The organism is Micromonospora sp. NPDC048040, from assembly GCF_055587185.1.
Map to the genome: position 1 here is coordinate 167,680 of NZ_JBVJGT010000006.1, position 12,307 is coordinate 179,986.

A 12,307-nucleotide genomic window follows, 5' to 3' on the forward strand; every position below is an offset into this window, starting at 1 on the left:
CGCGCGTCGCGGTCATCCAGCCGTCACCGATTGTACCGGGTAAGGAGCGGTGCCGGGAGCGCCCGTGACACCGGACAAAGCCCGACGAAATCAGCTTAACGGCGCGCTTCGGTGCGGCGGCGCCGGAGGCGGAACCGGGCCGGCTCCGCCTCCGTGACGCTCATCGCAGGTGGATCGTGCGCAGCCGGCCGACATCGGCCATCCGCCGCTCCGCCAGCCGGTCGGCCGCCACCGCCGGGGGCACGCCCTCGGCGTCGGCGAGCTGGAGGATCTCCCGGGTGGTGTCGTAGATCCGGGTCGCGCGCAGCTTGGCCCGCTCGAAGTTGAAGCCCTCGATCTCGTCGGCCACCTGGATCACGCCGCCGGCGTTCACCACGTAGTCCGGGGCGTAGAGGATGCCGCGGTCGGCCAGCAGCTTCTCGATGCCCGAGTGGGCGAGCTGGTTGTTCGCCGCACCGGCGACCACCTTGGCGCGCAGCGCCGGCACCGTGTCGTCGTTGAGCGCGCCGCCGAGCGCGCACGGGGCGTACACGTCGATGTCGGCGGCGACCAGCGCGGCGGCGTCGTCGACGAGCGCGACCTGCGGGTGGGTGCTGCGCGCCCACTCCAGGGCCTTCGGGTTGACGTCGGTCGCCACCACCTCGGCGCCGTCGCCGAGCAGGTGGCCGACCAGGTACTTGCCGACCTTGCCCAGGCCGGCCACGCCGACCCGCCTGCCGGCCAGGGTCGGGGTGCCCCAGACGTGCTCGACGGCGGCCCGCATGCCCTGGAACACGCCCCAGGAGGTCAGGACCGAGGAGTCGCCGGCGCCGCCGTGCTCGACGCTGCGGCCGGTGACGTACGACGTCTCCCGGGCGATCACGTCCATGTCGGCCACGTAGGTGCCGACGTCGCAGGCGGTGTAGTAACGCCCGGCGAGGGACTCCACGAAGCGGCCGTAGGCGCGCAGCAGCGCCTCGCTCTTGATCCGCTCGGGGTCACCCCAGATGACCGCCTTGCCGCCGCCGAGGTCCAGCCCGGCCAGGGCGTTCTTGTACGCCATGCCCCGGGACAGGTCGAGCACGTCGGCGAGGGCGGCCTCCTCGCTCGCGTACGGGTAGAACCGGGTGCCGCCGAGCGCGGGGCCGAGCGCGGTGGAGTAGATCCCGATGATCGCCTTCAGGCCGGACTGCTTGTCCTGGCAGAACACGACCTGTTCGTGGCCCGTGGATCCCGGGTCGTCGTTGCTGGCGAATACGCCCATGAGTAGCTCCTGGTGTGGGGGGGTGCGGCCTTGTGGGACGCGGACCTGTGGACGCCGGCGGGATGCTGCCGGTGCCGCTGAGCCTAGTATCGGCCGACGCCGTCCGACCGCCCACGGCGCGCGTGATCGCGGCGCCGACGACGGTCGGGTTCCGATTCGTGGGAGGATCGCGCCGTGCCGTCGCTCTTCGCTTCTTACCTGCGCGTGTACGAGCCCCTGACCGCTTTCGACCGGGACCGCCAGACGTACTGGCGCCGCTACGTCGAGCAGGGGCGGGCGGTGGCCCCCGTGGAGGGGCCCGGCCGGCAACGGACGTCCGTGATCGAGGCGCTCGGCGCGGGCTGGACGCGGCTGCCCGACCTGCCGGACGAGGCGTACGTGCTGGAGGCCGACGACACGCTGTTGGTCTGCCCGTGGAACCTGCGCATCCGGGTGGCCGAGGCGGCGCTGAGCGCGCGTGACGGCGTGCCGCCGGTGCTGGCCGACGCGTTCGTGCCGCCGGTGCTCGCCGGGCAGGCCAAGGCGGTGGTGGAGGACTGGCGCAGCGGGGCCCGCGTGCTGGAGCACGGCGTGCCCCGGCTGCACGAGCAGATCGCGACGTGGGGTGTGCCGCTGCGCTGGTTCGTGCTCTTCGACCCGGAGGAGCGGCACCACGTGACCCGTCCGGGCCGGCGGGCGCTGCGCTTCCGGACGGAGATCTCGAAGGCGCGGCGCCGGTCGTCGCGGGCACTGTCGGTGCTGCGCAAGTCGGTCGGCGACGCGCCGATCACGGAGGCGGTCGAGGAGGCCGCCCGCTGGCTGGAGGAGTTCCACCCCCGCTCGATGGTGGAGCTGGACTACGGCGGCCTGGTCGACCTGCTCTCCGACGAGACGCTGGCCGCCGACGACTCGCCCGAGCTGGTGGCGAGCGGGCTCGCCGGGCTGTCCCGGGGCGAGGCCGAGGAGGCCTCGGCGGCGTACGACAAGTTGGTCGCGCGGTGGCGCGCGGTGCAGCTGCTGGAACGGTGCAACTGAGAACAATTCGCCCAGGCGGGGCCGCGAAGGCGAGGCGTCCTCGTAGTTGACGCATCACGAACCGTGATCATGAGTCCGAATAAGGTACTTTCTGCCGTGTAAAAGTCGCATAAATCGGGCATGGTTCATCCGTCCGTCTAGGGACGTTCGGCCGTTCGGCCCATGTCGGACATCGGGGACTAGCCGGACCATGGGAGACGCGTCGACCGGCGGGACCCCGGCCGATGTCTATACATGTGGAGGAGTGACCGATGGCATCGCGAACGCACGAACCAGAGCCGCTACTCACGCCGGCCGAGGTGGCGTCGATGTTCCGTGTCGACCCGAAGACGGTGACCCGGTGGGCCAAGGCTGGCAAGCTCAGCGCCATCCGCACCCTGGGGGGCCACCGCCGGTACCGCGAGTCGGAGGTCAGAGCCCTGCTACAGGGGCAGATCCCGCAGCAGCGCCAGGGGGACTGACGGCCGGAAGGCAACGGGTGTGCACGAAGGGCGGCGGACACGGTCCGCCGCCCTTCGTCGTGTCGGGGCCCGGCGGGTCGGCGCCCGCGGCCGGACCGGTTGCGCATGCCGGCCGCACAGGCGCCCCGGCCGCCGCGCGGCGACGGCGGGAGCAGCGGCGACGGCAGGGGGCGGGGCGTGGGTCAGTCGCCGCCCGAGGGCCGGCCGTGGGTCAGTCGCCGCCTGAGGGCCGGCCGGCGAGCGAGACCCGGATGCCGACCGTGCCGCCCTCGCCCCGGCGCAACCGGCTGCCGAGCAGGCTGAGCCGCCCGATCATCCGGTACTTCCGCTTGATCAGATCGCGGACCCGTCGGGTGTCGGCCGGGCCGCAGAGCGTCGCGTGGGCGGGCACCGCCTCGCCGTGCGGGCGGCCCCGGACGTCGCACGGCGCGACCGTGACGTCTCCGCTGCGCCGGATCCGCTTCACCTTGCCGGAATCCGCCGCCGACCACACCGCCAGCGCGTCGCCGTCGCGGACCGCCCAGACGGGCGTCGGCACCGCCCGCCCGTCCTTGCGGAACGTCGTCAGCAGGATGTATTTCTCCGCGGCGAGGCGGTCCAGTGTGGCCACCCCGCCAGGATACGGCCGCCGCGGCTGACTGACCGGCCGGATAGCGTGAAGCCGTGACGGTGGAACCACGGATCGGTGACGTCTTCGGCGAGATGCTGCGCGACGCGCTCGCCGTCGCCACCGGCATCGGCCCCCGGCCGCTGGCCGGCGGGCGGCTGCCGAGGCCGGTCATCGAGATCATCGAGCGGGACGACGGGCTGATCAACGGCGCGCCCGCCGCGCACTACCTGGACGGCCCGGCCGACTGGCAGCCGTACGACCACCGGGCGGTGGACCGGGTCGAGGGCGCCACCCTGGACGTCGGGGTCGGGGCGGGCCGGATCGCGCTGCTGCTCCAGGAACGGGGCGTGCCGGTCACCGGGCTGGACACCTCGGCCGGCGCGCTGGCCGTCTGCCGCCGCCGGGGCGTACGCGAGCTGGTGCACGGGACCGTCGACTCGCACGTCGCCGACGGCCGGCGCTACGACACGTTCCTGCTGCTCGGCAACAACGTCGGGCTGCTGGAGGGGCGGGAGCGTGCCCCGGCCCTGCTGGCGGCGCTCGCCGCGCTGGCCCGGCCGGGCGCGCGGGTCATCGCGCAGGGCACCGACCCGTACGGCACCCGGGACCCGCTGCACACGGGCTACCACGAGCGCAACCGGCGCCGGGGCCGGCTCGGCGGGCAGCTCCGGCTCCGCCTGCGCTACCGGGAGCTGGGCACCGAGTGGTTCGACTACCTGGTCTGCTCGCCCGACGAACTCGCCGAGCTGGTCCGGGGCACCGCCTGGCGGCTGACCGACGTGGACGATCACGACGCCCCGTACTACCTGGCCACCCTGCGCCTGGCCGGCTGACGCCCGGGGCCCGCAGCGCGGCGGCACCCCGGACGACCTGCGTACGCCTCAGACCTGGACAGTCGGGGTGAGCTGCTCGGGCGGGAGGCCGCCGTCACCGTCGACCACCTCGTCCGGGGTGCCGTCCTCGTCGAGGTCGACCATCGTGACGTCCACCTTGCCGTCGTGGTCGGTGTCGAACTGGAACAGGTCGGGCCTGCCGTCCCCGTCGGTGTCGGCCACCCAGACGTCGGTGCGGCCGTCGTTGTTGGTGTCCGCGCGCAGCAGGTCGACCCGCTCGTCCCCGCGGGTCTCCACCGTCTCCGCCGCGCCCGCACTGTCCACGGTCTCCGGTGCCTGGCTCATCTCGGTTCGTCCTTCCCTCGGTTGACGGCCGTCGTACCCGATCCGCGCCGCCCCCACGCATGCCGGGGCGAGCGTCGCTGCATAGGGTCGGCCCATGAGCGAGTGGAGCGGGTGGCGGAGCGCGGGTCAACCCCGGGTCGCCGCCGGAGGCAGGGAGGCGTCATGAGCGACCGCTTTGTCGTCGTCGGGGCCGGCACGATGGGGCTCGGCATCGCGTACGTGGCGGCCGGGGCCGGGCACGCCGTCGAGCTGGTCGAGGTGGACCGGGCCCGGGGCGCCGCAGCCGTGGACCGGCTCGGTGAGCTGTGGGACAGGGCGGTGGGGCGCGGCAAGCTGACCGCCGACCAGGCCGCGACGAACCGGGGGCGGGTGACGCTGCGGGCCGCGCTCGCCGAGGTCGCGCAGGAGCCGGCCGTGGTGGTGGAGGCCGTGCCGGAGCGGCCGGACCTCAAGCGGGCGGTGCTGCGCGAGGCCGAGGCGCTGCGTCCGGCGCTGCTGGGCAGCAACACGTCCAGCATCTCGATCGCCGAGCTGGCCGGCGGGCTGGCGCGACCCGGGCGCTTCGTCGGGCTGCACTTCTTCAACCCGGTCTGGGCGATGGCGCTGCTGGAGGTCGTGGTCGGCCCGGCCACCGCCGACGAGACCACCGCCGCGGCCGTCGCGCTCGCCGGCCGGCTGGGCAAGGACCCCGTCGTCGTACGCGACATGCCCGGCTTCGCCACCTCCCGGCTCGGGGTCACCCTCGGCCTGGAGGCGATCCGGATGGTCGCCGACGGGGTGGCCAGCCCGGCCGACATCGACAAGGCGATGGTGCTCGGCTATCGGCACCCGATCGGTCCGCTGGAGCTGACCGACCTGGTCGGGCTGGACGTGCGGCTGGACATCGCGCGCACCCTCCAGGCCGCGTACGGGGACCGGTTCGCGCCGCCGCCGCTGCTGGTGGAGATGGTGGCCGCCGGCAGGCTGGGCAAGAAGTCGGGTCAGGGCTTCTACCGCTGGGAAGGCGGGGTGAAGTCGTGAGCGGGCTGCGGGTCGAGGAGCGGCCGGACCGGCTGGTGGTCACGCTCGACCGGCCGGAGAAGCGCAACGCCATCGACGCCGACCTGATCGCCGAGCTGCACCAGGTCTGCGCGGAGCTGGAGGCGCGCCCCCGCCTGCTGCTGCTCACCGGCGGCACCGAGGGCATCTTCGCCGGCGGGGCGGACATCGGGCAACTGCGCGAGCGGGGCCGGCTGGACGCGCTCGCGGCGATCAACTCCGCCGCCTTCGCCCGGATCAGGGCGCTGCCGATGCCGACCGTGGCGGCGGTGGACGGGCCGGCGCTGGGCGGCGGCGCCGAGCTGGCGTACGCCTGCGACCTGCGGGTCTGCACCGAGCGTGCGGTGTTCGGCCAGCCGGAGGTGCGGTTGGGCATCCTGGCCGGCGCGGGCGCGACCCACCGGCTGCCGGCACTGGTCGGGGAGGCCCGGGCCAAGGAACTGCTCTTCACCGGCCGCCGGGTGGACGCCGAGGAGGCGCTGCGGATCGGCCTGGTCAACCGGGTGGTGGCCGAGCCCGACGAGCTGCTGCCCACCGCGCACGGGCTGCTGGACGAGATGGCCAAGGGGTCCGCGTTGGCGCTGCGGCTGACCAAGCTGGCGGTCGACGCGCCGGCCGCCGCGCACCCGCACCTCGACCTGGTCAGCCAGGCGGTGCTCTTCGAGGACGAGGAGAAGCACCGGCGGATGACCGACTTCCTGGAGCGGCGACGGTCCCGCTGACCGGGGGCATCCGCGCGGCGGCGCGCCGGCACCCGCGGCGGCGGTACCGGCACCCCGTCGCGGCGTCGGCGGCATGACGACGACGGCCGCACCGGTTATCCGGTGCGGCCGTCCGCGTGCGACGGGTCAGCGGCTCAGTGCCGGATCTCCACGCCGGCGTCCGCGAGCGCGCGGATCACCTGCGCCGACTCCGCGAACCCGATGATCAGCACGGCGTCCGCGCCGAAGTCCTTGATCTCCTTCGCCCCGGCCGTGAAGTCCACGGGGTTGGCCTTGGCGTCGGCCGGCGGCTCGTAGGTCAGCAGCTTGATCCGGTCGCCGTCGACGCCGGTACGCTCCAGCTCCGCCTTGACGGTGGCCTGGAGGCCCTCGCCGTAGGAGTCCTTGCGGGCCACGATCGCGATCTTCTGCGGCCCGTCCCGGAGGATCACGTCGGCCAGCGCCCGTCCCTGGAGGCTGTCCGGCGGTGCGGTGCGGAAGTAGAGGCCGTTGTCGTCCAGCTTGGTCAGCCCGGCGTCGGTGTTCGAGGAGGAGAACAGGACCTTTCCGGCCCGCACCACGTCGGGCAGGACCTCGCGGGAGATCCCGGAGGCGCCGGCGCCGATGAGGACGTGCACGTTCTGCTCCACGTGCTTCGCCACGGTGGCCTTGGCCACCTTCGGGTTGGTGCCGTCGTCGCCGTCGATCCAGACCACCGGCTCGCCGAGCACGCCGCCGGCCGCGTTGATCTCCTTGATCGCCAGGGCGGCCGCGGCGGCCATCGGCGGATACGCCAAGGCCAGGTCACCGGTCATCGGCAGCAGGCCGCCCACGACCAGCGGGGAGCCGTCGCTGCGGTCGGTGCGGCCACCGCGCTGCTTCTTCCCCTTCGGCGGGGCCTCGGTGCTCGCCGCCGACTCGTCGCCGGCGCCGACGAACTCCGTCTTGCCGTCGTTGAGCTGCTGGCCGTCGAAGTGCACCGTGGCATAACTGGCGGTCGCCGGCTCGCCGGCGTCGGTGAACCCGGCCCGGGTCATCGAGACGCTGCGGTACTCCAGGTCCTGGCCGGCGCGGGCCAACGCCAGGCAGGACGCCACGTCCTCGCAGCGCTGCCCCTCGTTGGTGACGCCGACGATCTGCTTGGCGATGGCGGCGGGGTCGGTGCTGCCGGCGAGCTGGGCGGCGATCGCGCTGATCACCACCGCGTCGTACGTCTCGGCGGTGTAGAGGAAGTCGTTCAGCCGCGGGTCGACGGACCGTAGCCGGTTCTTGAAGCTCTCCGGCAGCGGCGTCATCGGCGTGGTGCCCTTCATGCCGTCGACGAGGCTGGCGCGGTCCTTCAGCTCAGCGGGGTACGAGTTGAGCATGTTGCCGTCGGAGCCGTAGAGGCGCACCTGGTGGGTCGTCGCCTCGTCGGGCCCCTCGGTCCCGCAGGCGCTGGTGGCGAGCAGGAACGTCGCGCAGGCGGCCAGGGTGGCCGCCCGCGAGGCGCGTGACTTGAGCATGGTCGTCCTTCCTCCGGCGAAGGTCCGCTGCGCACATTAGCGTGCCGACATGTGCGGCGGGACCACGGAGGCGACTCAATCCGCAGGTCGCCCGCCATGCGCACGGAGAGTCACCATCGCCGATCGCTTGACCCGCTGCCCTACCGTGCGGTGCGTGACGGAATCACCACAGCAGACGCTCGACGACGCGACCGCCGTGCTCCGCTCGGCGCTGGCCGGGGACGGCGACGCGGTGGTGGGGGCGTTCGACGCGGTCGTCGACCGCTCCGGCCTGGCCGGCGCGTACGGGGTGGCCTGGTGCCTCGCCGCGACCATGGTGGGCGGGCCGGTGCCGCCGGGCACGTGCGCGCTGGACTTTCCCGGGATCGACGAGGCGGACTACGACACGCGCTGGGTGGCCCGCTTCGTCAGCGCGTACGCCAACGCCGACGCCGACACCGGCGAGGCGCTGTTCGGGGCGGCGGCGGCCGACGGGTTGCTGCCGGACTGCCTGCTCACCCTGGCCGGCTCGACGGTGGCCACCCTGCGCAGCCGGGCCGGCTGATCCGGGGGCCGCCGCCGTCCCGGGTCGACCCGCCCGCGTGACAGGCTTGGGGCATGTCCGAGGCCATGCTCAGCAAGGTGCGCAAGCTGCTGGCCCAGGCCGAGGACCCGGCCTGCACCCCCGCCGAGTCGGCCGCCTTCACCGCCAAGGCCACCGAGCTGATCGCCCGCTACGGCGTGGACCGGGCGCTGCTGGCCGCCCGGGACCCGGCCACCGACCCGGTGGGCGACCGGGTGGTCGAGGTCGTCGCCCCGTACGCCCGGGACAAGGCCGGCCTGCTCGCCGCAGTCGCCGACCCGCTGCGCTGCCGCTGCGTCCGCCGCCGGCAGGGCAGCGGCTTCGCCATGCACCTGTTCGGCTTCGCCAGCGACCTGGAACGCGTCGACCTGCTCTTCACGTCGCTGCTCGTGCAGGCCGCGCACGGGCTGGCCGCGGCCGAGGTGCCGCCCGGCGAGCATCCCGCCGCCTTCCGGCGCTCCTGGCTGGCCGGCTTCGCCCAGGTGATCGGCGTGCGGCTGAGGGCGGCCGAGGCCCACGCGGCCGCCGACTCGGGCGGGTCGTCGGTCGCGCTGGTGCTGGCCGACCGGTCGGATCGGGTGCGGCACCGCGTCGCCGAGGTGTACCCGCGCCTGCGCACCGCCGCGCCGCGCCGGCTGGTCGGCAGCGGGTTCGGCTCCGGCGCGGAGGCGGGACGCCGCGCCGACCTCGGGGGCCGGGGAGTCGCCACGGCTCCCGGCACCCGCCCGGGCATCGGCCACTGACGCTCGGGCCACGGCGACGGTGCCCGTGCCCGGCGGGTGCGGCGGCGGGTGGCGCGGGCCGGGTCAGCCGGCGCCGTGGGCCACCGTGGTCGCGTAGCGGGAGAGCAATTCGTGCCAGCCGGCGGTCAGCGCCTGCCGGTAGCCCTCCGCGGCCTCGCCGTGCCGGTCGAAGTGCCGGTGCTCGACCTCCACCCGGGTCCGCTCCGGCCCGTCCGCGTGGAAGAGAACCTCCACCTCGCTCGCCTGCGCCGGATCCGGCACCGGCGCCCGGTCGGCGCCGATCTGCCAGGTGAAGACCAGCCGCCGGGGCGGATCCCAGGTCAGCACGCGCCCCCAGTCGCAGCGGAAGCCGTACGGGCCGATCTCGTAGAGCATCCCGCCGGCGCGCGGCTCCATGCCCAGCTCGGCCAGGTGCTCCGGGCCGGACCACGTGTACTCCGTCACCCACCAGGCCGCCAGGGCGTCGGTGAACACCGCGAACGCCTGATCCGCGGGGCCGGGGACCAGGAGAACGCTGCGCAACGAGAACTGGTCGTACTCCTGCCGGAAGCCGGCCGGGTCAGCCATCTCCTGTCCCATAGGCCCGGACCATACCGGCTGATGCCCGGGTGTGCAGCTTCGCGCGCTGCCCGGTTCCGGACACCCTTTTCGTACGCCCGTACGGCGGCCGTCGGCCGGCCGGACGCGCCTTCCCGGGGCGGGACGGAGGCGGGACGGGATGGTCGACCGGATAGCGGGTAAGCGCGCCGGACGGTCCCGGCCGGACCGGGCCGGAGGATGCGGAGCGGGGAGCATGAGCGAGAACGCGCAGCAGCGGGAGCCGGACCGGGTCGCCGGGCCAGCGCAGGAGGGGGCGACGGAGCCGGACGTCCTGCTCGACGTACCGGAGGTGTCGGTCGACTCGATCCGGCTCGCCGTGGACGGGCTGGACGCCGACCTGTCCCTGCGGGCGCGCGTGGCCAACCTCCTCCAGCTCGACGCCGGCGTCCGGGTGCACCTGCGGGGCGTCGAGCTGGACATGACCGGGGTGCACGCCGAGGCACAGCTCAAGGTGCGCCTGGAGAAGCTGGTCGACATCCTCGACCGGGCGCTGAGCACCATCGACCGCAATCCGCAGATCATCGACGCCCTGTCCCGTACGGCGATCGCCTCGATCGACGACGTGAACCGGGCGACGCAGCAGTTGGCGAGCCCGGGCGGGCAGGTCGCCCGCGCGGCAACGCAACCCGGCGGGCTGCTCGCCGGCTCGGCAACGCAACCCGGCGGGCGGGTCGCCGGCTCGGCGGGGCAACCCGGCGGGCAGGCAGCGGGCTCGGCGGAGCGGCGGGGCGGGCAGGTCAGCGCCTCCGGGGAGCGGCCCGGCGGCGCGACCGACGATCTCGGGCAGCAGGTCGGCGCCATCGGCGCGGTCGCCGACCGGTCCCTGCGGGAGCCGGGCGCCCCGGGTCAGGGCGGGGGACCGGGCGCGGGCCAGGCGACGCCGGGCGGCGGCCCGGGCGGCGGCGGGGAGCAGGGCCAGCGCGCCCGGGAGCAGGCGGGGCGCGAGGCGGGCCCGTCCGCCCAGGCGCGCCCGGAGCGGGGCGGGCCGGAGCAGGCCCGCGGGGAGCAGGGCGGGCCTGGGCGCGGGCCGCGCGAGCAGCCCGACGAAGCCGGCGGTGGTGGGACGCCGAGCGCGGCGCAGCTCGCGGAGCAGGCGGGGGAGACGCTGCGGCAGGCCGGGCGAAGCGTGTGGGAGGCGATCCAGAGCGGGATGGCCCAGCGCCGGCAACAGGGGCGCTGACGGGGCGGCCCCCGACCCTGGGCCGCCCTCGTCGCGCCGGTGACGACGGACCAGCCGCAGACGACGCCGGTCCCCACCCGCGTCCTGCGCGGGCAGGGACCGTGCATCCCCGACGACTGCGGCCAGGGGTGGTGCTGGCCCACCGACCTTTCCGGCTGCCTGCCCCCTGACCAGTACGGGTCAGGGCGTCGGGCGCCTCGTCATGCCGCCTCGTCCCGGAAACGCACCTCGGGATAGGCCGGGGCCGGTGCGTCGAGCAGGGGCTGCGGTCGATCACGCAGGTGCGCGTCGAGGAACGCCGCGACGTACGCGCGGGTGATCAGCAGTTGCCGGTCCCCCGGGATGGCGCCCGGATCCATGCCTAGTTGGGCGCCGAGGACCGGCCGGTCCGTGAAGGAGAGGTGACCACTGCCGGTGACGGTGAGCCACCGCTTCCAGCCGGTCAGGCCGGGCCAGTCGCGCAGCCAGCTCGCGTCCGTCGGCCGCTCCGAGCCGACCAGCAGGAACGGCTTGGCCACGGTGCCCGCCGGGACCGGGACGAAGTGGGTGCCGTCCAGGTTGACGCCGGCGTCGACCCGCCGGTCGGTGCGGAGCACCTGCGCGGCGCTCGCGCCGCCGATGGAGTGCCCGGCCATTCCGATCCGGCTCGCGTCGATGAACCGGGCGCCGCGCCACACCGGACGCGGCCCGGTCAGCCGGTCCAGCAGGAACGACACGTCGGCCGCCCGTCCCTCGACCACCCGGGGGAGCCTGTCCTGCCCGGTCGCCTCACAGGCGAGACAGTCGGCGACCCGGCCGTCCGGGAACTCGACTCCCCGCGCCTCGTGGGGGTGGTCCACGCCGGCCACCACGTACCCCCGGCTGGCCAACTCCTCGGCCAGCCCGGTCAGCGACTCCCGGCTGAGACTGAAGCCGGGAGAGAGCACCACCAGCGGCCAGCCCCGGGCGGCCGGCCGGACCGGCACGTCGCGGCGGGCGTTGGTGCGTACGGTGGTCAACAGGTCCGGCGGGAGGGGCAACCCCTCGGCGGCGATGATCCGCGCGGAGACCGCCGCGGTGGTGTAGGGCGCCGGCGCGCCCGGCGCGGCCACCGCCGGATACCAGAGCGACACCATCAGCTCCCGGCGCAGCTCGGGCCGCCATTGGTCGGGCCGGGCGTCGTCGGTCAGGTGCAGCCAGGTGGTGCCGACCGGGTAGTGGCCGGTCGGTGCCGGCAGCTTCAACGCCGGCGCCGACGCCTGGGCCGCGACCGGACTGCCGGCCAGCAGTGCGGCCAGCAGCGTCAGGAGTACGAGCAGTGCCCGGCCGCCGCTACGCAAGGCGACCACCGGCCGTTGCGCCCGACGCCGCCGCGCCGAAGCGTGTCACCAGCGCAGTTGAAGTGATCATGCTGCCTCCCTGAGATCCGTCGTGACGCGTCGACGGTAGGGATCCGCCAGGGGCTCGCACCGTGCCCGAACGACAGGCGGGGG

General features: G+C 74.7%; 14 protein-coding genes. 8 read left to right on the forward strand and 6 right to left on the reverse strand.

What is annotated here, in order from left to right; all coding sequences use genetic code 11:
* Nucleotides 1-160: 160 nt before the first annotated feature.
* The gene (locus ACZ6O2_RS10010; protein WP_350702126.1) at nt 161-1,243 is read right to left on the reverse strand and encodes a Leu/Phe/Val dehydrogenase; all 1,083 of its coding nucleotides are present in this window, start codon (nt 1,241-1,243) and stop codon (nt 161-163) included.
* Between the two features lie 174 nt (nt 1,244-1,417).
* On the opposite strand from ACZ6O2_RS10010, the gene ACZ6O2_RS10015 reads away from it, so the two are divergent.
* Nucleotides 1,418-2,257 (forward strand): DUF8083 family protein, encoded by an 840-nt coding sequence (locus ACZ6O2_RS10015; RefSeq protein ID WP_350702125.1) that lies wholly within the window; start codon nt 1,418-1,420, stop codon nt 2,255-2,257.
* Between the two features lie 251 nt (nt 2,258-2,508).
* Nucleotides 2,509-2,718: a BldC family transcriptional regulator gene (locus ACZ6O2_RS10020; RefSeq protein WP_007073996.1), complete on the forward strand. Its 210-nt coding sequence runs from the start codon at nt 2,509-2,511 to the stop codon at nt 2,716-2,718.
* A 211-nt stretch (nt 2,719-2,929) separates the two neighbouring features.
* Here the strand turns inward: ACZ6O2_RS10020 and ACZ6O2_RS10025 are convergent, their stop codons facing one another.
* Nucleotides 2,930-3,328 (reverse strand): PPOX class F420-dependent oxidoreductase, encoded by a 399-nt coding sequence (locus ACZ6O2_RS10025; protein ID WP_350702123.1) that lies wholly within the window; start codon nt 3,326-3,328, stop codon nt 2,930-2,932.
* 53 nt (nt 3,329-3,381) lie between these two features.
* Here ACZ6O2_RS10025 and ACZ6O2_RS10030 point away from each other — a divergent pair, with 53 nt between their 5' ends.
* The gene (locus ACZ6O2_RS10030) at nt 3,382-4,161 is read left to right on the forward strand and encodes a class I SAM-dependent methyltransferase (protein WP_466022598.1); all 780 of its coding nucleotides are present in this window, start codon (nt 3,382-3,384) and stop codon (nt 4,159-4,161) included.
* 48 nt (nt 4,162-4,209) lie between these two features.
* Here the strand turns inward: ACZ6O2_RS10030 and ACZ6O2_RS10035 are convergent, their stop codons facing one another.
* Nucleotides 4,210-4,506 (reverse strand): hypothetical protein, encoded by a 297-nt coding sequence (locus tag ACZ6O2_RS10035; RefSeq protein WP_466022599.1) that lies wholly within the window; start codon nt 4,504-4,506, stop codon nt 4,210-4,212.
* Nucleotides 4,507-4,668: 162 nt separating this feature from the next.
* Here ACZ6O2_RS10035 and ACZ6O2_RS10040 point away from each other — a divergent pair, with 162 nt between their 5' ends.
* Nucleotides 4,669-5,526 carry a 3-hydroxyacyl-CoA dehydrogenase family protein gene (locus ACZ6O2_RS10040; RefSeq protein WP_466022600.1) on the forward strand — a complete coding sequence of 286 codons (858 nt, stop codon included), beginning with the start codon at nt 4,669-4,671 and terminating at the stop codon, nt 5,524-5,526.
* The gene (locus ACZ6O2_RS10045) at nt 5,523-6,266 is read left to right on the forward strand and encodes an enoyl-CoA hydratase/isomerase family protein (protein ID WP_350702117.1); all 744 of its coding nucleotides are present in this window, start codon (nt 5,523-5,525) and stop codon (nt 6,264-6,266) included. Before ACZ6O2_RS10040 ends, ACZ6O2_RS10045 begins: the two co-directional genes overlap by 4 nt.
* A gap of 134 nt (nt 6,267-6,400) precedes the next feature.
* Here the strand turns inward: ACZ6O2_RS10045 and ACZ6O2_RS10050 are convergent, their stop codons facing one another.
* A complete protein-coding gene (locus ACZ6O2_RS10050) occupies nt 6,401-7,750 on the reverse strand; it encodes an ABC transporter substrate-binding protein (protein WP_350702116.1) in 1,350 nt (449 codons plus the stop codon).
* A 154-nt stretch (nt 7,751-7,904) separates the two neighbouring features.
* On the opposite strand from ACZ6O2_RS10050, the gene ACZ6O2_RS10055 reads away from it, so the two are divergent.
* Together ACZ6O2_RS10055 and ACZ6O2_RS10060 are read left to right on the forward strand one after the other, a co-directional pair.
* Nucleotides 7,905-8,294 carry a hypothetical protein gene (locus ACZ6O2_RS10055; RefSeq protein ID WP_350702114.1) on the forward strand — a complete coding sequence of 130 codons (390 nt, stop codon included), beginning with the start codon at nt 7,905-7,907 and terminating at the stop codon, nt 8,292-8,294.
* Between the two features lie 53 nt (nt 8,295-8,347).
* Nucleotides 8,348-9,055 (forward strand): DUF2786 domain-containing protein, encoded by a 708-nt coding sequence (locus tag ACZ6O2_RS10060; RefSeq protein WP_350702112.1) that lies wholly within the window; start codon nt 8,348-8,350, stop codon nt 9,053-9,055.
* A 63-nt stretch (nt 9,056-9,118) separates the two neighbouring features.
* On the opposite strand, the gene ACZ6O2_RS10065 is transcribed toward ACZ6O2_RS10060, so the two are convergent.
* Nucleotides 9,119-9,634, reverse strand: coding sequence for an SRPBCC family protein (locus ACZ6O2_RS10065; protein ID WP_350702110.1), 516 nt, complete (start codon nt 9,632-9,634; stop codon nt 9,119-9,121).
* A gap of 214 nt (nt 9,635-9,848) precedes the next feature.
* Here ACZ6O2_RS10065 and ACZ6O2_RS10070 point away from each other — a divergent pair, with 214 nt between their 5' ends.
* Entirely contained in the window at nt 9,849-10,835 is a 987-nt protein-coding gene (locus ACZ6O2_RS10070; protein WP_466022601.1) for a hypothetical protein, read from the forward strand.
* A 200-nt stretch (nt 10,836-11,035) separates the two neighbouring features.
* Here the strand turns inward: ACZ6O2_RS10070 and ACZ6O2_RS10075 are convergent, their stop codons facing one another.
* Entirely contained in the window at nt 11,036-12,163 is a 1,128-nt protein-coding gene (locus tag ACZ6O2_RS10075) for an alpha/beta hydrolase family protein (RefSeq protein WP_466022602.1), read from the reverse strand.
* Between the last annotated feature and the right edge of the window lie 144 nt (nt 12,164-12,307).